Genomic DNA, 21,650 nt, shown 5'->3' on the forward strand with positions numbered 1-21,650 from the left:
AGAAAGAAGAGTAGATTATGAAACTTGATTGTATCAATAACAAGCCCAAAACGCCAAGCCAAAGAGAGCGCATTTTAGCCCGATTGAGAAAAGGGAGCGTTACATCATGGGAGCTGGCACAGATGGGCATACTTGGCTATAACTCACGCATTATGGAACTTCGCAGAGCGGGGCATGAAATCATAACCGTGATGGAAGAAGTGCAAAACCAATTCGGGGCGACCGTGAAACGCGGGCGGTTTTCTTTGCTGGTGTCGGGAAAGAGTAAGCATAACGCCATCTAACCCCGTAAAAAACCATTTGACAGATTGAGCTTTGAGAAGCAGAATTAAGTTTCTCTCTTAAATTAACTAGCCCAAATCAGCAGGGTAAACGCTGATTTTTTATCGCCATTTTCTCTTATGGCGTTTGAAGCCTATTCACAGGCTTTGGACGGCATATCAAAGTTTATGGCGGTGTGTGGTAACGGCAACGTCCACGCCTGACTAGTTACAGGAGAGAGCACCGCCCCCTTATTTCGGGCATTTCTCAAATCTCAATTTAACTAGGAGCATTTCAAATGCAATCTTGCACTTCTACCCAAATCCAAACCATTCAAAATCAAGCCCAAACGGTAACCATCCCCTTAGAGCTGGCAAACCGCATTATGGACGCGCTGTACTACGGCGGCGAATTTATCGCCAATACGGGCGCAATTATCGACACCATTTGCGACAACATGGCCGCCCATCCCGTCCACAACACCCCCATAAGTGCGATCAGAAGCACGGCACGCCTTGCCACAGTCATTCAAACCCTAGTCCCCCATGCGGAAAACTTGGAATCTTTCGATTTGTCATCCGAGCTTGAGGGATATATTCAAAACCGACCCCATCCCGCGCCCTGACGATTCAGACGGCGGCGGCTACATCTGTAACCAATGCACCCCCAAAGGCGGCAGCGGTTTTGACCTGCTGGCGCTGGTGTTTGGTTACAGCTTTACGGAATCTGTAAATCAGGTTTCCGCCCTGCTGGAGCTTTCAGACGACCTGAAAGAATGGGCTGTTTACAGCGTAACCAAAGCAGATTAAGCCCACCTATTCCCTGAAATTTACCCGCCTTTATGCCGCCTATTTCAGACGGCATAGGGCAAACTTCGCCCTAGTGTTTTCATAACTAATTGATTTTATTAGGTTCATGTTTTGAAACACTGGAGGCAGAGCAAAGGATAAAACCATGAAACAGACCAATAAATCCGACCGTTTCCGCCGGTATCTTAACCGCGCCTTGCTGGTGTTTTGGGTGTTGCTTTTGGCTTTGGTAGTCCGAGCCTGTAACCAGCCCGCCCACGCTGACACGGAGCAACTAGAGCAAGAAACGCCCGCAATATGGGAAACCGACCCAACAGCAGGAATTGTTTTAGAGCCAGTATCAGAGGAGGCAGAGCAATGAAAACCATCACGGAGAAACTGGCAAACCAACTAAACAGCAAAGAAAAGGCAATCGCAGCGGCGGACGTTGTAAGCACTATCTTGCTGATTGTGAATGACGGAGCAAGCCAAAAAGAGGCGATTCATACCGTATCAGCCATAGCCCGCGAATCTATGGACAGATTCGAGGAGGTAGGAAAATGAAACCGACATGCAAAGAAATCAGAGCAGCCGCGCAATACCGCTGGCCGGAAATACACGCGGCATTAGGCATAGACCAGCGATACCTGAAAAACAAACACCAGCCCTGCCCCGCGTGTGGAGGGAAAGACCGTTTCAGATATGACGACAAGGACGGAAACGGCACATTCATTTGCAACCATTACAACAACGGCGCGGGTGATGGTTTCGGCTTGGTAATGCACTTTTTCGGGTGTGATTTTCAGACGGCCTTAAAGCAGGTTGCTGGCATTTTAGACATGGACAATGCAAACCCTTTGCCGATACCGCCCAAACGCCCACAAGCGCAGCCACGCCCCGAAAAAGACCAAATCGAGAAACTGGCCGCATTGTGGAGAAGCACAGAACCTATCCGCCCCGATTCCCCTGTTATCCAGTATTTGAGATCACGCGGTTTGGAGATGGCGCATTTACCCGAAAACGTCCGTTTCCTACCTGAAAAAGACTATTGGACAACAGTCGAAGATAAGCCGCTTTTGCTTGGCCGTTTCCCCTGTATGGTTTGCGCTATCCGCGATATGGACGAAGAGCTACAAGGCTTACACCTAACCTATTTACAGCCTAGCTATGACAAGCCATGCGGGGAGGACGGACTACACGCCCCGCGCTATCAGAAACTGGCAATCAAAGACCCTGTAACAGGCGAAGCATTACCGGCCAAGAAAATGCGAAACCGTAAGCAAGGCAGCATTTCAGGGCAAGCCGTCCACTTGTTCCCGATTCCTGAAAATGGCCGTCTTGTCATTGCAGAGGGAATAGAAACCGCCCTTGCCGCCCGTGAATTGTACAAGGCTTACGATTGGGGCTTATACGCGGCCTTGAGCGCAAACAGCATGGCAAATTTTCAGTTTTTGAACGGTATAAAAGAAATTGCGATTATTGCCGATAACGACACGCCCCGCCCCGTTGGTTACAGAGCTGCTTATGACTTGGCAATGCGAGCCATTAAGCAGGGAATCAAGGCGAGCATATGGCAAAGCAAAACGCCGGGCTATGACGCACTGGACGAACTGAACGAGAAAAAGCAATCAGACAATCATTTCGGAGGACAGACAGCATGAAAAATACCGAAACAGCGAAGCAGGAAAGCCCCAACGACTACAACCTTGAGAATATCGAGCCATTCCGCCCGCGCCCTCACTTTGAAATCGACAATCGGGGCGTATGGTGGGTAAACGTTAGAACCGATAAAGACGGCGATATTATCGAAGCAGAGCCGCTATTGCTTTCCGACCCTATCGACATCATTGGCACAGGGCAAGACAATGACGGCGCGTATTATCGGATTATCAAGTTTAAAGACAAAATCACACGCCAACAAAAGACCGCCGCCATACCACAAGCAGAAATCGGCACAGTCCAAGGCTGGCAGCGTTTGCAGAATTTCGGCCTAGTCATCATGAGCGGGCGGGCAAAAAGGGAAAGACTAGCAGACTATTTGCAGAAAGAGGGAAGCCCGGCGGCCTTTACCATTACCGACCGCGCAGGCTGGCACGAAGACAGCTACATTATGCCCAGTGGGGAAACCATCACAGCGACCGACAAAGACCCCGCCATTATCTACAACGGCGACACCAGCCAAGCAAAGGCATATCAGCCAAACGGAGAGCTTACCGACTGGCAACAAAACATAGCCCGATATGCAGTAGGAAATAGCCGTTTGTGCCTTGCTTTGGGAGCTTCATTTGCCGCCCCGTTGCTTTCCCTATTAAACGAAGAATCGGGGGGCTTCCACTTGATGGGCGATTCTTCAGACGGCAAAACCACAGCCGCAAAAGTAGCCTTGAGCGTATGGGGCAAACCATCAGGAAGCCTGTTGTCTTGGAGCGGTACGAAAATAGGCTTTTCCAACACAGCCGCCGCCCGCAATGATGGCTTGCTGGTGTTGGACGAAATAGGACAGGCAAGCCCGCACGTTATCGGCGATACTGTTTATAGCGTTATGAACGGTATCAACAAAGTGCAAGGCGCAAAACAAGGCGGAAACCGCGCTTTAAGCCGCTGGAAAGTGATGATGTTTTCCACCGGCGAAAAGACCCCCGATTCCATCTTGAAGCACCATAAGGGCGATTGGAACGCAGGACAAGCCGCCCGCCTGCCTAGTATCAGAGCCGCCGCGCAATACGGCATTTATGACACATTGCACGGATTTGAAGATGGCGCATTGTTGAGTGAGCATATCGCCCAATCAGCAGAAAAATATCACGGAACGGCAGGAAGACTATTTATCCGACAGCTTTTAGACAACCTAGAACAAGCCAAACAGCAGGCAACGGAGCGCATGGCCGCATTTATGGCAACCATTCCCGAATTATCAGGGCAGGCGCGAAGAGTAGCAAAACGCTTTGCTATCGCCGCCTCCGCTTTGGAACTTGCCGCCCCTGTTACCGGCTTGCCCGTAGGTGTAGGCATGGCAGGCGTGAAAAAATGCTTTGATGAATGGCTGGAAGCCAACGGAGCAGGAAAACACGAAGACCGCCGAATCATTGAGCAGGCAGAGGATTTTATCGCCCAGCACGCATTAGGCACGCGGTTTATGGAATGGAGCGATAAAAGCACCAATAAAGACCATGCAGGATATAGGAAACAGGAGGGGGAAAAATTGGAATTGTGGGTAATCCGCCGTGTCTTTGCCGATGAAATCGCCCAAAGTTTCGATGAAGCGAAAGTTTGCCGCGTATTAGCAGATAATGGATTGTTGAAATATAACCACAAAAACAGAGGCTACCAACACCAGCGGAAAGGTAACGGCTGGTTTCATGTTTTAGCTACAAATATAGAACTGGACGACTAATCATTTACATGGGGTTAATTCCAAAATCCTAACCAAGCCCGCCGGGATCAACACAGGCGGGCTTTTTTACGTCTAAACATTCAGGCAGACCAACCAAGAAAGCATAAAATTAACAGGAAGCCCCTAAATCTCAAAAATTAGGACTGTTTGACCCTTTCCCTATACCTACCCTACCAAAACAAAGAAACGCGCTTACAGCGCGATTTTAGCCTATTTACGCTATGACCAACAAAGACAGACGAGGGATAAATAATTTCGACACCAATACGCGCGCGCGCGAGAAAAGCAGCCCTTGAATTTTTGGAGCCCATAAAAAGGAAAGAAGACCAAGACACGCGAAAAGATAAAACCATATGCGCGAGGCAAAATCACTTGTTACCTTTGTTACCACAAAATTTAACACTTATAACTATATGAATATAAATATAAAAACACAGAAAAAACGGTAACAAATGAACATAAATTTACTTGTTACCGATTTGTTACCACTTGTTACCCTTTTATATTCAAATGGTTACGCTTAAAAAATAGGAGCGGTAACAAATGGTAACAAGGTTAAAATATGTGTTTTGTTACCATGTAAGCCATGACTGGCAAGGCTTTCAGCCATTGGTAACAAGGTAACAAACGATTTTTGCGTTTTTTTGTATATATACGCTTTTTTTGTTTGGGCGCATGACTGACAGAGCCGATACAAACAAAAGCCGCCCGAGAGACAATATCGGACGACTGGAAGAAGAAAGCAGAGAACACCCCACAAGCGCGGATAATTTCCAGTGTTACAATTCAACCATGTTTACAGCTTGGCAGAAATGCCGCAAAATATTTTTGCCCCTGCCACCCAAACAGCTTAAACTGGCAATCTGACAAGGGGTAAATAGTGCCAAAAAAATGCCCCTACCTTAAAGTTTTGGGGTAACTTTTGGGGTAACTTTTACCGTAAACAAGAACATGATTATATTTAAATCAATGAGTTAATCTCAAAGTACGATTGACCCCGCCTCCACCAGATTTGAAGCGCAAACTTTTAATATAAAAAAGTTTGCGCTTTTTTATAAACTTAAACAGGCCGTCTGAAACTTTTCAGACGGCCTGTTTTTATATCAAATATCTGAGCGAAAAAACTTTTTCTTTCGATACATTCCCAATAGTGCTTTAAAAAATTTCAGCCTCACATTTTTCTATCTGATTTCATATTCATTTTACGATGAGGTCTAACCGTTACACTCAAGGGCAGATGATCTGACAAATGCTGCCAGTCTTTACTGTTGTGGATTTCAGAATCGATGACATCAAGGTTGCGCGTGTAAATGCGGTCAAGACTGAGGATGGGCAGGCGCGAAGGGAAGGTTTTGGGGCGTTTGCCTGTATTATCGACGAATACTTCGTTCAAATCTAATGCCCTGCCCAATTCATGCGCTGATTTCTGCCGCCAGTCATTGAAATCGCCAGCGATAATCAACGGGCTTTCCGGACGAATATATCGGCCAACGTAATCGCTGATGGCGCGGTATTGTTTAAGGCGGTCCGGCTCGCGCAGATTGAGGTGGACGCACAAACACACCAGCGGATCTTCCCAACCTTCGGGCACGACCTCGCAATGCAACAGGCCGCGCTGTTCGAGTTTATTGACGCTGATGTTGAGGTTGTTTTCCGTTTTCAGCGGCAGGCGGCTGAGAATGGCGTTGCCGTGGTGTCGTTTGGGATAGACGGCATTTTTGCCGTAGCTGCGATGATAATCGAGGCTGTCGCCGATGATGTCGTAATGCGGCGCATCGGGAAAGTCGGTACGGCGGCTTCTGTTGAGATGTTGTCCTTGGACTTCTTGTAAAAACAAAACGTCCGAACCCAATGCACCCAGCGCGTCAGCCATGCGGTTGACCTGCACTTTGCGGTTGAGCGCAGACATGCCTTTGTGCATATTGTAGGAAGTAATGGTAACTGGACGGGGAGACATGATGTGTGATGAAGCGGTTTATTTGCTTCAGTATAACACCGGAGCGTGTGGTTTTACGGCAATTTTGGTTATACTTGTTTAAAGAATAAAACGGCGTTTTGACAGGGAATTTCCCAATCAAAACGCCTTTTGTTTTTCAGACGGCCTTGCGTCCGAATCAGTTGTTGATTACTTCAACATTGGTCTCAAAAGTAACGGTATGTTGGTATTTAGATGCGGTTTTGCGTTTCGGATAAGGATATTTGGAAACGCTTTTCACTGCACGTTCGTCCATTTCAGGATTGCCGCTGGATTGAATGATATTCACGCGGTCGACATTACCGGCAGGAGTTGTGAAGACATCCATCAAAACGGTTTTAACGCTGCCGTTTTGTGCTTTCATGGCTTCCAGAGTTTCGGTATCGGCTGCTTGTGCGGTACCGAATACAGCGGCAAACAACAGGGCTGAGGCGAGGAGTTTAGTCGTTTTCATGTTTTAGTCCTTATTAGGGTTGTGGTTAGGTTAAATATTTCAGACGGCCTGGATTCGTCGTTATTTGAAATTCAAAATCGGCCAACCTTTTTCTTTGGCTTCTTTTTCCAACTCGGCATCCGGATTGACGGCGACAGGTTCGTCCACGATACGCAGCAACGGCAAGTCGTTTTTGGAGTCGCTGTAAAAATAAACCTTACCGTAGCTTTCAAAGGTCTCGCCGCGCTCGGCAAGCCATTGGTTCAATCGGGTAATTTTGCCTTCTTTCAGGCTCGGCGTACCGACATAGTTGCCGGTATATCGGCCGTCTTCACCGGTTTCAAGCTGTGTGCCGATAATGTTGTGAATACCGAAAAGATGGCAGATTGGAGTAATGATGAACTCGTTGGTCGAAGAAATAACCAACATTTCGTCACCCGCCATTTGATGGCTTTGTACCAACATACGCTGCATCGGAGAAATATGCGGAACAATATATTCGGCCATAAACTCGCGATGAAACTCAGCCAATTCCTCCTTGCTGAAACGGGCTAAAGGCGCGAGATGGAATTTGAGGAAAGCATCAATATCAAGACAACCGTTTTGATAGTCTTGGTAGAACTTTTCATTTTGCGCCTCGGTTTCAGCCGCATCCACTATGCCTTTTTTAATCAGGTATTGCGGCCAGGAGTGATCCGAATCGGTATTGATTAAAGTATTGTCGAGGTCGAAAATGGCAAGGTTTTTCATTGGGTTTCCTGTTGTTTTAAAAGCTGGCGCAAAAGCGGCAAAGTAATGCGCTTGCCCATCATAACGGCGTAGTTGTCGAGGGTATCGAGCATTTGCATCAGGCTGTCCATATCGCGCCGCCAATGGTTCAGCAGGTATTCGAAAATTTCTGGATCGATGGTTACCTGACGGGCGGCCGCCATGCTGACAAGCGCATCGATTTTTTCCCGGTCGGTCAACGGTTTGACTTCGTAAACCAAGCAATACGCCATGCGTGTGCGCAGGTCTTCGCGGATAACGAGTTGTTGCGGCGTATATTCGGAACTCAAAAGCAAAAAGCCTTTGCCGCTGTTGCGGAAGCGGTTGAAGATGGCAAACAGTAAAGCCTGTTCTTCATTATTAAGCTTTTCGATTTGGTCAATGGCAAGATATTCCGCATCCAGCGCGGCTTCTGTCAGCGGCGTGGCGGCGGCATCAATATAGATGGCATTTCGTCCGGCATCGAGCGCCTGTGCGACCCATGCCTGCAAGAGATGGCTTTTTCCTGCGCCCTCTTCGCCCCAAACATAGATAAATTGCCCATGTTTGTGCTGCAACACATACACCAGCTCGGCATTTTCTGTTCCCAGAAATTTGTCGAAGCCGGGATAATCATGGCTGGCAAAATCGAAGATGAGCTGGTTCACAAAGGCGCACCGGTTAGGTTGAAATCGGCTTTATTTTACGTTGTTTTGCCGTCCACCATCAAGGATAAAGGCCGTCTGAAACCTATACCTGCAACATATCTGCACTTCTAAACATATCTTGACGCGCTTACGGCATTGGTTTTATTCCGCTTTGGTTTTACAATGTCGAACTTCTCGCCGAAACATTTGTCTGTTCTTTTTCAGACGGCCTTTTTATTTGGGGAACCCTAGTGATTTCTACCCTTATTGATTTCATCCTCCATATCGACCAACACCTTGTCCACCTTTCCGCCCAATACGGCCCGTGGATTTACGCGATTTTGTTTGTTGTGATTTTCTGCGAAACTGGTTTGGTCGTAACGCCATTTTTACCCGGCGACTCGCTGCTTTTTGCCGCCGGCGGTATTGCGGCCATCGGCGGCATGAACATCCACGTCATGGTATTGCTGCTCTTGGCGGCCGCTATTTTAGGCGATGCGGCCAACTTTATGATTGGCAAGTATTTTGGACAAAAACTGTTTGCCAATCCTGATTCCAAAATTTTCCGCCGTTCGTATTTGGAAAAAACCCATGCGTTCTATGAAAAACACGGCGGTAAAACCATCATCATTGCGCGCTTTGTGCCGATTGTGCGGACGTTTGCTCCATTTGTCGCCGGTATGGGCGATATGCACTACGCGACGTTTATCCGTTACAACATTATCGGCGCAGTGTTGTGGGTATTGTCGTTTTCCTATGCAGGCTACTTCTTCGCCAATATCCCCGTCGTCAAAAACAATCTGGGCTTAGTCATGGCGGCAATCATCGTGATTTCGATTTTACCTGCGGTAGTCGAAGTCGTCCGCGCCAAACTTAACGCCAAAAAATAACAATCAATCGAAAAGTTTGAAAGTTTAAACACATCAAGGAATTGTCATGCCGTTGTTGTCTATTGAGTTTGCGGTATTCTTTATCGTATTTTTGCCGCTGTACTGGGCATTTGCACGTTTGCCGCAAGTTCAAAACGTTTTACTTTTGGTTGCCGGACTGGGCTGGCTTTACCGTATCGACCCCATCTTTGCCGCGCTGATTTTGGTTTACTCGTCTGTGGTTTACCTGGTCAGCGTGCTGATGTTTTCTGAAAACGAGCATATCCGCAAATTTTGGCTGGGTTGCGGTATTTTGGCGGCATTGACTGTTTTGTGTTTCTTCAAATACTTCGACTTTTTCCGCCCGATTATTCAGCAATATACAGGACAAAGCGCCGTCATCGACATCCTTTTGCCTCTGGGCTTGTCTTATTACACTTTCCAATCGCTGGCTTACTTGGTGTATTGCTACCGTGAGCCTAAGGGAGAGCGTTTTGAATGGCACGAGCTCCTACTGCATCTGAGCTTCTTCCCCACCATCACATCCGGCCCGATTATCCGTGCAGCCGCTTTTAAAAGCATAGATGGCGAACAAGCAGGCGCATTGGTGCAAATCCGCACCAAACAGGCACGCCAGCTGATTTATCCGGCTTTGGCGGTTGGCCTGATTATGTTGGGCATTGCCAAAAAGTGGTGGCTTGCCGGCGTATTAGCGGAAGGTTGGGTATCGCCTGTTTTTGAAAATCCGGCTCAGTTCGACGGCTGGGGCGTTCTGTCTGCGATTTATGGCTACACCTTCCAACTCTTTTTCGACTTTTCCGGCTACTCAGATTTGGTCATCGGCTTGGCCATGCTGCTCGGCTTCCAACTGCCGAAAAACTTTGCCGCGCCGCTTCGCGCCATCAACATCCGCGACTTCTGGGACAGATGGCATATCAGCCTGTCCACTTGGATTCGCGACTATATCTATATCCCTTTGGGCGGCAGCAAAAAAGGCTTCGGCCGCACCCAGCTCAATCTGATGATTGCTATGTTGCTTTCCGGCATTTGGCATGGCTATGGCTGGAGCTTTTTAATTTGGGGCGCGCTGCACGGTGCGGCTTTAGTATTCCTTAACTGCGGCGATAAAATCGTCGGCCGCAATGCCTTAGGCCGTCTGAAAATCGGCAAACCGCTTGCCTGGCTGTTTACTTTCCATTTCGTTTGTTTCGCTTTTGTCGTGTTCAACAGCGCAACGCTTGCCGATACGGAAATGCTGTTCAGCGCATTATTTGCCAATGACAAAGGTTGGAACGCGCCTCTGCCGACCGACCTCATGTTGCTGGGTGCATTTGCGATGATGCTTTTGCTGTACCCGTATTTGCTTCGCTTATTTGAAGCATCGGTAAAAGGCTTGGACAAACTGCCTGCATGGCTGTGGTTTATCCCCATCACGCTGATCCTCGCCCTGATTATCGTCTTCGCCCCGTCCGGTATTCCCGGCTTTATTTACGCCAACTTCTAAGGAGCAGAACATGAAACGCTTTATCTCCCTGTTTGTTTCGATTCTGCTCAGTGCGGTTGCGCTGACGTGGTTTGCCCAAAACTCCATCAATGCCTATTGGCAGCAAACCTATCATGAAAACAGTCCGCTTGAGCCTTTATCCGAATACGCTTGGTGGCGTATCGGTGCGGATTGGCAACAAAAAGCCTACGAATTTTCAGACGGCCTGAAAGCTTCGCTGGAAGCAGAAGACACTTTGGCTTCGGAAGACTCTGGCATTGAAACAACAAGGTCGTCTGAAAATACGGAAAACATTGAAGTATCCGACAATCAAAAAGACTCTGCTGCTTCCGATGCGGCTAACAATACAGATACCGCAGCCAGCGAGCCAAGCAATCAGGCTGATCAGTCGGCAACACAGGTCGTGTTGAAAAAAGGCAACAAAGTTTTCTTTGCCGGCGACTCACTGATGCAGGGCGTTGCACCTTTCGTACAAAAACACCTCAAGCAAGAATATGGCGTACAATCGGTCAACCTCAGCAAACAAAGTACCGGTTTGTCCTACCCCAATTTCTTCGACTGGCCGAAAACCATCGAACAAACTTTGCAAAAAGAACCCGATATCCGCGTTTTGGTTGTATTCTTAGGCCCCAACGACCCTTGGGATTTCCCGATGGGTAAAAAATACCTGAAATTCGCCTCCCCCGAATGGGAGGCAGAATACCTCAACCGCGTCCGCCGTATTCTTGATGCAGCCTCCACACATGATGTCCAAGTCATTTGGCTGGGCATTCCTTACATGAAAAAAGCCAAGCTCAACGAACAGATGCGCTACCTCGACAAAATCCTGTCGGGTACGGTGTCGCCTCAAGCCATTTGGCTGCCGACTGACAAACTGTTGAGCAATGGCGCAGAAGAATATGCCGACTCTGTCAAAGTAGATGGAAAAATCATCCGTTACCGCAGCAAGGACGGCATTCACTTTTCCGCAGAAGGCCAAAAACTATTGGCCGAAAAAATTATGGAAAAAATTAATTTTACACACGATACACAACCATGAAATTTAATAAAACCTTACTCCTCACACTTCTCGCACTCCCTATTACCGCCTGCGCAACCAATGACGGCCTGTTAAGCAACTACGGCTCCAACCGCCCTGCCTGGCTGAATAAACTGCAACAGCTCAACAATACTTCAGACGGCAAGTTTCGCATCATCCAAGTTGGCGACTCCCACACCGCCGGCGACTATTTCACCGACCGCCTGCGTCGCCGTTTGCAACAACAATGGGGCAACGGCGGCATCGGTTGGGTTTACCCCAACACCGTCAAAGGCCAGCGCATGGCAACCGTCCGTTACAGCGGCAGCGGTTGGAACACCATCAGCAGCCGCAAATCACACAGCGATTTTTCTTTCGGCGGTATTGAAGCACGCGCCGATGGCGGCAGCATTACCTTAAGCGCAGCCGACGGCAGCATGGATATGCAACAAATCTCCATTTTCGGCAAACCGGTTTGGTCAGAGCAAACCCTGACCGTCAACGGCCGCGAAATCCCTGCCACACAAAACGGTTGGCAACTGCTGCGTACCAATGCTTCCCTGCCGATGACCCTCAGCAGCAGCATGCCTTGGCAAATCGGTTTCATTAATATCGAACGCCCCGGACGCGGCGTAACCGTTTCCGCCATGGGCATCAACGGCGCGCAGTTATCCCAATGGTCAAAATGGCGGCCCGGTATGTGGGAAGATTTGGCACAAACCAAAGCCGATTTAATCATCCTTGCCTACGGTACCAATGAAGCCTTTTCCGGCAACCTCGATATTTCCTCTACCGAGCGGACATGGCGCAATTACATCCGTCAAATCAAAAACACCCTGCCTAACGCAGGTATCCTGATCCTCGGCGCTCCGGAATCTTTGAAAACTGCCTACGGCAGCTGCGGCAACCGTCCAGTCTTACTCAGCGAAGTACAACAAATGCAGCAACGCGTTGCCCATGACGAAAAAATCATGTTCTGGTCTTGGCAGGATGCGATGGGCGGGGCATGCAGCATGAAAAACTGGATGGCTCAAGGCTTGGCAGCCAAAGACGGCGTCCACTTCTCTGCACAAGGTTATGAAACTGCAGCCGATAAGCTTGCCGACAGCCTGATCCGCTTTGCTCAATAAATTGGCCAAGGCCTAAGTGTTTTTCATTAACAGCACATAAAAGGCCGTCTGAAATTAATATTTCAGACGGCCTTTTGTTTATCGCTTATTCAGCAAACTGCTTATTTTTTTAAGCCAACATATTGCTGCTCATGCGTTGCGTTTGGTTTTCCGTAAAATGAACCAATCTTGCCTGCCTGTCAAAACCTAATGGCTTGGCGACAAGGCGGTTGGGCAGCTTGTTTAAATGATGGTTGTAGCTTCCGGCTCTGCGGTTGTAAGTGCGGCGTGCCGATGCAACTTCCGCCTCTGCTGCATCCAGCATTTCCATCAAACCGGCCAATTTCTCATCAGGATACTGTTTCAAAAGGCCTTTGACGGCAGTTTGCAATTTTTTCAGCGCATGATTCAATGCTGTTTCGGCTTCGCACAGATGTTTGATCTTGGATTCGGAAAATGTTTTGGCAGTTTGCGCCAATGCGGTTTCGACTTCGGCACACATCTGCTGAACGTTTCGATCCGATGCAATGCCCTGCTCTTGCAGGTGTTTGCTGTATGCATCCAATACATGACGGACGGCCTGATGTCGGCAGTCAAGCGCAATGCGCAAAGAGACAAAGGATTCGCGACAGTCTTTTTTGCGGTCTTTCAACTGTTGTTTGAAATACAATAAGACGGCGGCGATTGATACGAAAATAAGTGCAAGACTGATAATGCCCATAGTGAGTTCCCTAGTTATGATGCCACTCATACCGGTGGCTGATTTTTTACATTGATTATAATCCAATTTTAATATTTTTTCCCAATTTTCATAAAAAAGGCCGTCTAAAATTCAGACGGCCTGAAGTTTATATTTCTATTTCAATGCTTTGACTTGATGTCGATAACCCACACTTCTGATTGCGAACCCAAACGAAGGGGAATGCCCCAGAAGCCGTAGCCCGAAGTGGTGAAAAAATGGCCGTTGCCGATCGCCTCATAACCGTAAGCAAGACGATAAAGCGTACGGACGATAAGGTTGGCAGGTGCAACTTGGCCGTTGTGGACATGGCCGGAGACCTGCACATCAATCGGCAGCCGGGCATGGGTTTCGATTGAAGTAGGACGGTGATCCATCAATAAAACCGGTAATTGGGTATTTTGACCTTCCAAAAGCTGCTCCGCACTGGGACGCTTGCGATCCAAATCATCGCTCCGCCCTACCAGCAACACACCATTCACTTCCAGAACCTGATTGGCCAAAACCGTCAAACCTGCCGCTTCCAATTCATGTTTGATACGCTTCTGATCGCGGAACCAGTCATGATTGCCCAAAGTGGCATAAACGCCCATCGGCGCAGTCAGCTTCTGCAAATGCGGTTTCATGTTTTCTTTAAGGTAGGCATCAACGGTATCGTCCATCAAATCCCCCGGCAGCAACACCATGTCGACTTTTTCCCGCTTCATGATGTCCGTTAGCTTGTCCAATTGACGCGCGCCAAACAAAATCCCCAAGTGCAAATCGCTGGCCACGCCGATACGCAGCGGCTTATCCATTTTCTTATTGATGAATACAGTCTGATGGCGAACAACAGGCGTATAGGCGTTATACATCCCAAAACCGAGCAAACCGGCCACAAACAAAGGCGCAAACAGCCGCAGGCTTCGTGACAGCAGTTGGCGTGCCATAAAACGGCGCAGCAAAAGATACAGGATAAATGTCGCCAGCGCGGCATACATCACAAACAGCAAGATCACCATCCAAAACGCCATCGCGCGGAATATTATATGTCCCAACTCCAGCAGCAAACCGACCAACAAGCCGTTTGTAATGAAATAGGAAATACCCATCAGCCAACGTCTGCCGACTTTGCCAATCCAAGGCGCAAACAACCATTGCAGCGAACGCCCGAGCCCGAATGTAAACACTTGCAACAGAATGACGCTCACAAAAAACATCTTGCCAAACATGCCTTTCCGCCCTAAAAAATCAAAAGGCAGATTTTAGGCCGTCTGAAACTTTCAGTGTATAATCCCCCGCGTAAAAACCCATAATATTTTGAAAGGAATCATCATGAGCCATCCCCAATCAGCCATTATTCCTGATCACGCACAAGCCGGTATTTTTATCGAAGCAGACATTTCAGACGGCCGCAATGAAGACATCAAATCTGCCTGCCGTCTTTCTTTGGAGGCTCTGGCTAAACTGAAAACCCGTTTTCCGAATGATATTTTGGGTTTGACCATTGCCTTTGGCAGCCGCGCATGGCAATCGTTCGGCCATACTGACGAAGGCAGCGAAATCAAACCTTTCCCAGAATTGGGCAACGGCCTCGCACCCTCCACCCAACACGACCTCTATATCCACATTCAAGCCACCGAGCAAAAAGCCGCCTACGCCTTGGCCCAATCTGTTTTCAGCGCATTCGGCGACAGCATCCGCGTAGCCACTGAAGAACACGGCCTGCGCCTGTATGAAGACCGCGGCTTGGACGGTTTTGTCGACGGTACGGAAAATCCGCAGGGCGATGACAATGTGCGCAATGTCGCCATTATTCCCGAAGGCAAGCCTGATGCCGGCGGCAGCTATGTTTTGCTGCAAAAATACCTGCACGATTTGAAAAAATGGGATGCCGTTCCCACTGCCGAACAAGAAGCCAGCGTTGGCCGCAGCAAAGAAACCAATGACGAATTCAGCAAAGACGTGCGCCTGCCAGATTCCCATCTCGGCCGCGTCAATGTTAAAGAAAACGGCGTTGGCCTGAAAATTGTCCGCCGCAGCCTACCCTTCGGCAAACTCAGCGGCGAACATGGTTTGATGTTCACTTCCTATTGCAACACGCTGCACAATATTGAAGTTCAACTGCTCAATATGTTCGGCGAATCTGACGGCAAAACCGACTTACTGCTGAAACATTTGTCTAAAGCCGTATCAGGTGCTTACTACTACGCACCTTCTGTCGAACGTTTGCAAAATCTTTAACGGCTCAAAGGCCGTCTGAAAAAAACCTGCCTTTTCAAAGGCAGGTTTTTGTTATTTAAATTCCCTTAATATTTTATGGTATTATCATAGAAATTTATCCCATCGTTGCTTAATAAACCCTGATTACAGACAACGATAAAAACTGATACGCCCCAAGCAGCTATTTTCGATAAAATAAACCCAATTATTATCCCTATAAAATTACGACACCATGTATAAATCCCGCCTTCTTCCCCTGCCCGTATTGATTCTCTCCGCGCTGAACGCCTATGCGGCCAATACGCCGAATCCGCTTGATCAAATCGATAAAAACGTACCCAACCAATTCGACAAAGACTTCCGCGACAACCTCGATCAGATTCATTCGGTCGAAATCCAAAAACGCGAGCAGTCGGCATGGGATTTACAGAAAAAACAAGATAACGACACGGTTGCACAAGAGGTGCCGTCTGAAAACAATACCGAATGCTTGGATTACACCGGTATCGAGCTTTCCGGCATTACCCTTATCGATTCCCAAAAGATTGAAGCCAAGTTACCCAAATGCATCAATCAAAACAACATCAACCAACTGAACCGGGACATCGTTGCCGAGTATATCGCTCAAGGCTATCCGCATACGCAAATCAAATTTGAAACCACGTCTGAACGCGTCCTGAAATTGGCAGTCATCGAAGGCAAAATCCGTGAGATTACCGGCGGCTCCCGTACAGTCAACGTCGATACCCTCTTCCCCGATCATCAAGGCAAACCTCTAAACATCCAATACCTCGACCAAGGTATTGAACAGGCAAACCATGTTGCCGGCAACAACGTCAGCATCGATGTTTATCCGCATGATGACGGCACCGCCTCCATCCAACTCAACAACGATGCCCAAAAACATTGGGGCGGCAGCGTCACCATCGACAATAAAGGCAGCAAACCCAATACCACGACACTTCGCGGCAGCCTGAATATCGGCAGCCCGTTGGGATTGAGCGACTCCCTTTATCTAAACGGCTATACCAATCTAAACAATCACGACAGCCATTACAGTCGCGGCGGCAGTATGTTCTACCAAGTACCTTATGGCGCATGGACATTCAGCACTTACGCCGCCGCGTCGCAATCGCAAAGCATCTTAACGCCCAGCGTAACGCGCTATGCCTACCGCTCCAAATCCAAAGCGGCAGGAATCAAAGCGGACCGCGTATTTTCACGCAGTCAAAAACACATTACCTCCGCCTATGCCGGCATCGATTATGTGAAACAGACTGCAAAATTTGCCGACAGCAAACTGGAACTGCAAAGCCCGGAAATCTATTCGGCACAAGTCGGCCTGTCGCATACAACCATCCTGCCAAACGGTATTTGGCTCAACAATATCGGCGTGGAACAAGGGTTTGCGAAAAATACCGAACATACGCCGTTCGACAAGCGCTATACCTCTGTATCCTTGCAAAGCAATTTGATTCAAAACCGCCCATTGGGTAAATGGATCGTGCGCAACCATCACCAAATCGATGCCCAATATAGCCCTCATGATTTGTTTGCCACCAAAGAAATGGACGTCGTCGGTCATCAAAATGTACGCGGTTTCCGTTCAACTTCTTTGAGCGCAAACAGCGCAGTCCTGTTAAGCAATACCGTTTATTTCCGCCGCAATACGCCTCACGGCATCTATATCGAGCCTTATCTGGGTGCAGACATCGGCGTTGCCAAAAACAATAACGAAGGTTCGCAACGCGCCATGGGTGTGGTTGCAGGTTTGAATTTGGGCAAGGCGGATAAATGGCAACTTTCTGCCGACTATGGCAAAGGTTTTGCGCGCATGCCCAACCAATCAAACAGTGAAATACAGGATCATGTGACCGTTTCTTTGCGCATTCCATTTTAAAGTTATGTAAATATATATCCTTTTATCCAATATATAAACCGCCCATCTTAACATTATTAATTTTTCATTAATATCAATAAGATGGGCGGTTTATATTTGCATTTGAAATAGTGCACACAAGGCCGTACTGGTGGTATTATTGTAAAAAATTTTATAACAATGTTAATACATTCAAAATTTCCTCAACAGAAATCTCATACCCGATATGGGATTTCTGATTCAATCTCCATCACGATAAATAAGGATTAAAATCCATGAAAATCGACACTTTATATCAGCCTAAGCTCTCAGCTTCTGGCAAAGTAACTGTCGCCGTGTGCTTTGCATTCCTGGGAAATGCAGCGGTAGCGGCCAATATCGAAGCCATCGGCCAAACTTCGGTACAGCAGCAACACAATGTTGACATCGTCAACATTGCCGCACCGACGGCCCAAGGTCTTTCTCACAACCAATATAACAAGTACAACGTTTCCCAACACGGTGCCGTTTTGAATAACGCCCTGTCTGCCGGTAAATCCCAACTGGCCGGAAACCTGTCTGCCAACAAAAACTTCCAAGGTCAGGCCGCATCTGTGATCTTGAACGAAGTGGTCAGCAAAAACCCTTCTCTGATCTTGGGTCAGCAAGAGATCTTCGGTATTGCCGCAGACTATGTTTTGGCAAACCCTAACGGCATTACCCACAACGGCGGCAGCATCCTGAATGCCAACCGCACATCCTTGGTTGTCGGTACGCCAACCGTTTCAGACGGCACGTTGAAATCTTTTAATATCAGCGACAATGGCAAACAACTGCAAGTAAACGGCAATTTGAGCGGCAACCGCGTAGTTGACCTGCTCGCGCCGCAAGTTGTTGTCGGTAAATCAGCCAATGTTAATGCCGCCGACGCCATCAACGTTTCTTCAGGCAAAAGCAACTTCGACTACAAAACCGCGCAAATCGAAGCATTGGACGCTGCTTCAAATGCGCCGGTGCTTGACGGTCATATCTTCGGCAGTATGCGTGCCGGTACCATCCGCATCCACGCGACCGACAAACGCGCCAAACAAAACATTCAAAATGCGGCGATTACCGGCACCCGCTACCTGAATATCGACAGCAAAGGCAACCTGAGCATCCAGTCTGCCAATCTGACCGGCGCACAAATGGAATTGTTTGCCCGCGATACCGACATCAAAGGCACGGTTAACAGCCATTCTGCTAACAAGTCTTCCAGCGGCAAAGAGGCGAAAAATGTTCAGCACTTCCGTTCAGACCGCAACAAAACGGAAACCTTTACCGCCAGCAATATCAATGCATCCGAGTCATTGACTTTGAACAATAGCGGCAGCCTCAACCTGAGCGCAGCCAACATCAATGCCGGCGCGCTGACCGCATCTGCCACAGGCAACTTCAATTCTAACGCGGTAAAAACCACCAACCGCATAGAATCCGACCATACTCAAAGCAAAGGCCTTTGGTACAACAACAACCTGAGCTCTTCTGCTGACGAAAGCCTGCATCAAACCAAAATCAATGCCGGCTCTGTCAATATTGCCACCACAGGCAAAGTTCAATTGGATGCGACCGAACTAAACTCGGCTGCTGATGCTCGCATTGCCGCCCAACAAGGAATCGTATTGAGCAGCAACAGCGAAACCGACAGCAGCTCGACTTATGTCAGCTTCAAAAATGAAACTGCCGCCCTGAAAACCGGTATCGCTACAAAATCTTCCAAAAACTCTACCGCCCATCAAACCAAAATCTCCGCAGCCGGTGATATCGGTTTGATTTCCGAAGGCGATTTGAGCACTTACGGCGCAAGCATCGCGGCAAACGGCAATGTCGTTACCGATGTCAACAAGATCAACTTGGGCACTCAAACCACCACTAATACCAACAGCCTCGATGACCAGAAAAAATACTGGGGCGGCCTGTTCGGCGGTGAAAGCCAAGTTCAAAACAACCGTACAGAAAACCTGCACGGCAGCAGCATTACTGCCAACTCAAACGTAGTCTTGGGTGCAAAAAACGGCGTCAACGTTTACGGCAGTACCGTTGAAGGCCAAGCCGGTACATTCGTCAGCTCCAAAGCAGGCAATGTTGATATTAAAAACGCCACCAGCACCGATACTTCCGCACAAAGCGCGCGTAAAGGTACGATTTTCAATATCACTACCTCTAAAACCAGCAGCAACAGCAGCATTGAAAAAGTAACCGGTTCTACCCTGGTTTCCAATGCCGACCTGACCGTTGTTTCCAACAAAGACATCAATGTGATCGGTTCTGCATTGTTTGCGGCACAAAAACTGCAACTGTCTTCCGCAGGCGATTTGACCATTGATGCAGCCAAAGCAGTAGAAAACAAGCAGGTCAACGAGTATTCCATCAAAGGCTACTCTGGTATCGAAACCAATAAAGAAAACGGCAGCGTGACTGCCAAAGCCGGTATCAAATTTACCGATACCCACACCGACACCCATTCTGTCGGCCTGAACGGCAGCATTTTGACCGGTAAAAACACCCAGTTGTCTTCCAACTCAAACGTTACCGTCAGCGGCAGCCAAGTCAACGGCGAAGAATCTGTCAACATTTCCGCAGCCAATGACGTCAATGTTGTTGCATCCAAAGGCAGCAGCACTGTGACCGAATCCGGCCGCGTAACCGATTTGGGCGTATCTGCTACTGCATACGAAAAAAATAACGTTGCAGGCGTCGGCGTATCTGTCGGCATTACCAGCACCAAAACAGATGCAACTACCGTAACGAATACATCCCATGTATCCAACATCAACACCGGCGGCAACGCTACCATCACTGCAAACGGCAATATTAATCAAGAAGGTACCGTGATTAACGCGACCGGCAATGTGGTTGAATCTGCCAAAAACGTTACCCATGCAGCGGCACACAGCGGTGCAAAATCCGATGTGAAACAAAACGGCGGCGGTTTGGTCGTTTCTGTTGGCATCAGCACCAACAAAGGCATCGGCGGTGAAATCACTGCACAAGGTCAAGGCAACTCTTCGACCCACAATGAATCCACTGCAACCGTAACCACCATCAACGCAGGCAATGCCATCGTTTTGGCAAATGACAAAGTGTCTGATGAAGGTACAAAATATGATGTTACCGGTGCGATCAACATTGATGCAGGTTCATACCACAACACTGCCGCCCACAACACCAGCAACAGCAGCAGTAAACAAGGAGGCGCTTCTTTGACTGTCGGCGCATACACCAAAGACGGTTCAAACGTTGATGTGAATGCCAACCTGAACGTCAACTACGCTGATGAAAACAAAAAAGAATCTACCGCCGTCAAAGGCGATATGAATGCGACCAATGTTGTCATCAACGCCAAAGACTCTGCTGAAATCGCATCCAACATTACTGCCAACAACAACGTCAACATTACCGCAGGCAACGGCGTAACCTTCACCGAGTCAGCCAATACTGCCTCCAACCAAGGTACAGCCGTTAATGTCGGTATCGGCGCTGGCGCGACAATCAATGTTGAAACCGGTGTTGCCGTTCCTCACGTCAACGGCTCTGTCGGCGTCAACAAAACCGATAACGCGTCTTCTACCGCCGCAGGCGCAAATGTAGTGGCCGGCAACGATATTAAAATCAATGCCAACAACGGCGACGTCAACCTGCACGGTACCAACCTGGTATCCAATAACTCCGTTGAAGTAGAAGGCAACAAAGTCAATACTTCCGGCGCGATCAGCAGCGTTAACGAAAAAAATCTGACCGTCAATGTCAACGGCAGCTACGCTTCAGGCAAACCAAACGGCGGCATCAACGCCAAAGGTAAAAACGACGCCACCGTAACCAATACGGCAAACACCATCCAAAGCGACAATGTTGTTATCACTACCGGCTCTCCAACCGGTTTGAGCGTCAACAATACGACCATCAACGGTAATAATGTTGCGTACTACTATGACGACAGTAAAGCTCCTGCGGCGAACCGTTATACCTACCATCCTCGCCAACCAAGCTACGCCAGACGCCGTTTGCGCTACTAAAATGCACTATTGAAGTCATTTAATAGCCATTAAGACATGCCGTCTGAAAAC

20 protein-coding genes are annotated in these 21,650 nt (G+C 48.3%); 14 read left to right on the forward strand and 6 right to left on the reverse strand.

The annotated features are described in order from the left end of the window. Nucleotides 1-17: 17 nt before the first annotated feature. The 7 genes from ACTHSW_RS08555 (at nt 18) to ACTHSW_RS08585 (ending at nt 4,443) form a co-directional block, all read left to right on the forward strand. Nucleotides 18-284 (forward strand): helix-turn-helix domain-containing protein, encoded by a 267-nt coding sequence (locus ACTHSW_RS08555; RefSeq protein ID WP_070459993.1) that lies wholly within the window; start codon nt 18-20, stop codon nt 282-284. A gap of 275 nt (nt 285-559) precedes the next feature. Further along, nucleotides 560-886, forward strand: a complete 327-nt coding sequence (locus ACTHSW_RS08560; RefSeq protein WP_070459990.1) for a hypothetical protein — start codon at nt 560-562, stop codon at nt 884-886. Then, the gene (locus ACTHSW_RS08565; protein WP_070459987.1) at nt 846-1,070 is read left to right on the forward strand and encodes a hypothetical protein; all 225 of its coding nucleotides are present in this window, start codon (nt 846-848) and stop codon (nt 1,068-1,070) included. The genes ACTHSW_RS08560 and ACTHSW_RS08565 overlap by 41 nt, the downstream gene beginning before the upstream one ends. A 145-nt stretch (nt 1,071-1,215) precedes the next feature. Further along, a complete protein-coding gene (locus ACTHSW_RS08570; RefSeq protein ID WP_049351938.1) occupies nt 1,216-1,431 on the forward strand; it encodes a hypothetical protein in 216 nt (71 codons plus the stop codon). After that, entirely contained in the window at nt 1,428-1,613 is a 186-nt protein-coding gene (locus ACTHSW_RS08575; protein WP_070459984.1) for a polyribonucleotide nucleotidyltransferase, read from the forward strand. The genes ACTHSW_RS08570 and ACTHSW_RS08575 overlap by 4 nt, the downstream gene beginning before the upstream one ends. After that, entirely contained in the window at nt 1,610-2,710 is a 1,101-nt protein-coding gene (locus ACTHSW_RS08580; RefSeq protein ID WP_070459981.1) for a DUF7146 domain-containing protein, read from the forward strand. Before ACTHSW_RS08575 ends, ACTHSW_RS08580 begins: the two co-directional genes overlap by 4 nt. Further along, nucleotides 2,707-4,443, forward strand: a complete 1,737-nt coding sequence (locus tag ACTHSW_RS08585; protein WP_070459978.1) for a DUF927 domain-containing protein — start codon at nt 2,707-2,709, stop codon at nt 4,441-4,443. Before ACTHSW_RS08580 ends, ACTHSW_RS08585 begins: the two co-directional genes overlap by 4 nt. A gap of 1,171 nt (nt 4,444-5,614) precedes the next feature. On the opposite strand, the gene ACTHSW_RS08590 is transcribed toward ACTHSW_RS08585, so the two are convergent. From ACTHSW_RS08590 to hda, 4 genes are all read right to left on the reverse strand, one after another. Beyond that, complete coding sequence (locus ACTHSW_RS08590; protein ID WP_070459975.1) at nt 5,615-6,400, reverse strand: endonuclease/exonuclease/phosphatase family protein; 786 nt, start codon at nt 6,398-6,400, stop codon at nt 5,615-5,617. 157 nt (nt 6,401-6,557) lie between these two features. Continuing rightward, a complete protein-coding gene (locus ACTHSW_RS08595) occupies nt 6,558-6,872 on the reverse strand; it encodes a TonB family protein (protein ID WP_003747161.1) in 315 nt (104 codons plus the stop codon). A 60-nt stretch (nt 6,873-6,932) separates the two neighbouring features. Beyond that, nucleotides 6,933-7,601 (reverse strand): HAD family hydrolase, encoded by a 669-nt coding sequence (locus ACTHSW_RS08600; RefSeq protein ID WP_070459972.1) that lies wholly within the window; start codon nt 7,599-7,601, stop codon nt 6,933-6,935. Continuing rightward, entirely contained in the window at nt 7,598-8,266 is a 669-nt protein-coding gene (gene hda / locus ACTHSW_RS08605; protein ID WP_070459969.1) for a DnaA regulatory inactivator Hda, read from the reverse strand. The genes ACTHSW_RS08600 and hda overlap by 4 nt, the downstream gene beginning before the upstream one ends. A gap of 230 nt (nt 8,267-8,496) precedes the next feature. Here hda and ACTHSW_RS08610 point away from each other — a divergent pair, with 230 nt between their 5' ends. Genes ACTHSW_RS08610 through ACTHSW_RS08625 form a run of 4 tightly spaced genes read left to right on the forward strand, consistent with a single transcriptional unit; the run spans nt 8,497 to nt 12,766 of the window. After that, nucleotides 8,497-9,135, forward strand: a complete 639-nt coding sequence (locus tag ACTHSW_RS08610) for a DedA family protein (RefSeq protein WP_070459965.1) — start codon at nt 8,497-8,499, stop codon at nt 9,133-9,135. A 46-nt stretch (nt 9,136-9,181) separates the two neighbouring features. Then, the gene (locus ACTHSW_RS08615) at nt 9,182-10,618 is read left to right on the forward strand and encodes an MBOAT family O-acyltransferase (RefSeq protein ID WP_070459961.1); all 1,437 of its coding nucleotides are present in this window, start codon (nt 9,182-9,184) and stop codon (nt 10,616-10,618) included. A gap of 10 nt (nt 10,619-10,628) precedes the next feature. After that, the gene (gene patB / locus ACTHSW_RS08620) at nt 10,629-11,657 is read left to right on the forward strand and encodes a peptidoglycan O-acetyltransferase PatB (RefSeq protein WP_070459958.1); all 1,029 of its coding nucleotides are present in this window, start codon (nt 10,629-10,631) and stop codon (nt 11,655-11,657) included. After that, a complete protein-coding gene (locus ACTHSW_RS08625) occupies nt 11,654-12,766 on the forward strand; it encodes an SGNH/GDSL hydrolase family protein (RefSeq protein WP_107810595.1) in 1,113 nt (370 codons plus the stop codon). Before patB ends, ACTHSW_RS08625 begins: the two co-directional genes overlap by 4 nt. Nucleotides 12,767-12,875: 109 nt before the next feature. On the opposite strand, the gene ACTHSW_RS08630 is transcribed toward ACTHSW_RS08625, so the two are convergent. Together ACTHSW_RS08630 and ACTHSW_RS08635 are read right to left on the reverse strand one after the other, a co-directional pair. Then, the gene (locus tag ACTHSW_RS08630; protein ID WP_070459952.1) at nt 12,876-13,466 is read right to left on the reverse strand and encodes a LemA family protein; all 591 of its coding nucleotides are present in this window, start codon (nt 13,464-13,466) and stop codon (nt 12,876-12,878) included. Nucleotides 13,467-13,606: 140 nt separating this feature from the next. Next, nucleotides 13,607-14,695, reverse strand: coding sequence for a metallophosphoesterase (locus ACTHSW_RS08635; protein WP_070459949.1), 1,089 nt, complete (start codon nt 14,693-14,695; stop codon nt 13,607-13,609). Between the two features lie 103 nt (nt 14,696-14,798). Here ACTHSW_RS08635 and ACTHSW_RS08640 point away from each other — a divergent pair, with 103 nt between their 5' ends. From ACTHSW_RS08640 to ACTHSW_RS08650, 3 genes are all read left to right on the forward strand, one after another. Next, nucleotides 14,799-15,707 carry a Dyp-type peroxidase gene (locus tag ACTHSW_RS08640; protein WP_070459946.1) on the forward strand — a complete coding sequence of 303 codons (909 nt, stop codon included), beginning with the start codon at nt 14,799-14,801 and terminating at the stop codon, nt 15,705-15,707. A gap of 211 nt (nt 15,708-15,918) precedes the next feature. Continuing rightward, entirely contained in the window at nt 15,919-17,586 is a 1,668-nt protein-coding gene (locus ACTHSW_RS08645; protein ID WP_070459943.1) for a ShlB/FhaC/HecB family hemolysin secretion/activation protein, read from the forward strand. Nucleotides 17,587-17,840: 254 nt separating this feature from the next. Then, nucleotides 17,841-21,599 carry a hemagglutinin repeat-containing protein gene (locus ACTHSW_RS08650; RefSeq protein ID WP_070459940.1) on the forward strand — a complete coding sequence of 1,253 codons (3,759 nt, stop codon included), beginning with the start codon at nt 17,841-17,843 and terminating at the stop codon, nt 21,597-21,599. The last annotated feature ends 51 nt before the right edge of the window (nt 21,600-21,650 follow it).

The organism is Neisseria sp. P0008.S004, from assembly GCF_051962755.1.
Classification (GTDB): Bacteria; Pseudomonadota; Gammaproteobacteria; order Burkholderiales; family Neisseriaceae; genus Neisseria; species Neisseria subflava_A.

Coding starts and splice junctions, on each gene's coding strand:
- ACTHSW_RS08555 (WP_070459993.1), top strand. CDS start 18: ATGAAACTTGATTGTATCAATAACAAGCCCAAAACGCCAAGCCAAAGA.
- ACTHSW_RS08560 (WP_070459990.1), top strand. CDS start 560: ATGCAATCTTGCACTTCTACCCAAATCCAAACCATTCAAAATCAAGCC.
- ACTHSW_RS08570 (WP_049351938.1), top strand. CDS start 1,216: ATGAAACAGACCAATAAATCCGACCGTTTCCGCCGGTATCTTAACCGC.
- ACTHSW_RS08575 (WP_070459984.1), top strand. CDS start 1,428: ATGAAAACCATCACGGAGAAACTGGCAAACCAACTAAACAGCAAAGAA.
- ACTHSW_RS08580 (WP_070459981.1), top strand. CDS start 1,610: ATGAAACCGACATGCAAAGAAATCAGAGCAGCCGCGCAATACCGCTGG.
- ACTHSW_RS08585 (WP_070459978.1), top strand. CDS start 2,707: ATGAAAAATACCGAAACAGCGAAGCAGGAAAGCCCCAACGACTACAAC.
- ACTHSW_RS08590 (WP_070459975.1), bottom strand. CDS start 6,400: ATGTCTCCCCGTCCAGTTACCATTACTTCCTACAATATGCACAAAGGC.
- ACTHSW_RS08595 (WP_003747161.1), bottom strand. CDS start 6,872: ATGAAAACGACTAAACTCCTCGCCTCAGCCCTGTTGTTTGCCGCTGTA.
- ACTHSW_RS08600 (WP_070459972.1), bottom strand. CDS start 7,601: ATGAAAAACCTTGCCATTTTCGACCTCGACAATACTTTAATCAATACC.
- ACTHSW_RS08615 (WP_070459961.1), top strand. CDS start 9,182: ATGCCGTTGTTGTCTATTGAGTTTGCGGTATTCTTTATCGTATTTTTG.
- patB (WP_070459958.1), top strand. CDS start 10,629: ATGAAACGCTTTATCTCCCTGTTTGTTTCGATTCTGCTCAGTGCGGTT.
- ACTHSW_RS08625 (WP_107810595.1), top strand. CDS start 11,654: ATGAAATTTAATAAAACCTTACTCCTCACACTTCTCGCACTCCCTATT.
- ACTHSW_RS08630 (WP_070459952.1), bottom strand. CDS start 13,466: ATGGGCATTATCAGTCTTGCACTTATTTTCGTATCAATCGCCGCCGTC.
- ACTHSW_RS08635 (WP_070459949.1), bottom strand. CDS start 14,695: ATGTTTGGCAAGATGTTTTTTGTGAGCGTCATTCTGTTGCAAGTGTTT.
- ACTHSW_RS08640 (WP_070459946.1), top strand. CDS start 14,799: ATGAGCCATCCCCAATCAGCCATTATTCCTGATCACGCACAAGCCGGT.
- ACTHSW_RS08645 (WP_070459943.1), top strand. CDS start 15,919: ATGTATAAATCCCGCCTTCTTCCCCTGCCCGTATTGATTCTCTCCGCG.
- ACTHSW_RS08650 (WP_070459940.1), top strand. CDS start 17,841: ATGAAAATCGACACTTTATATCAGCCTAAGCTCTCAGCTTCTGGCAAA.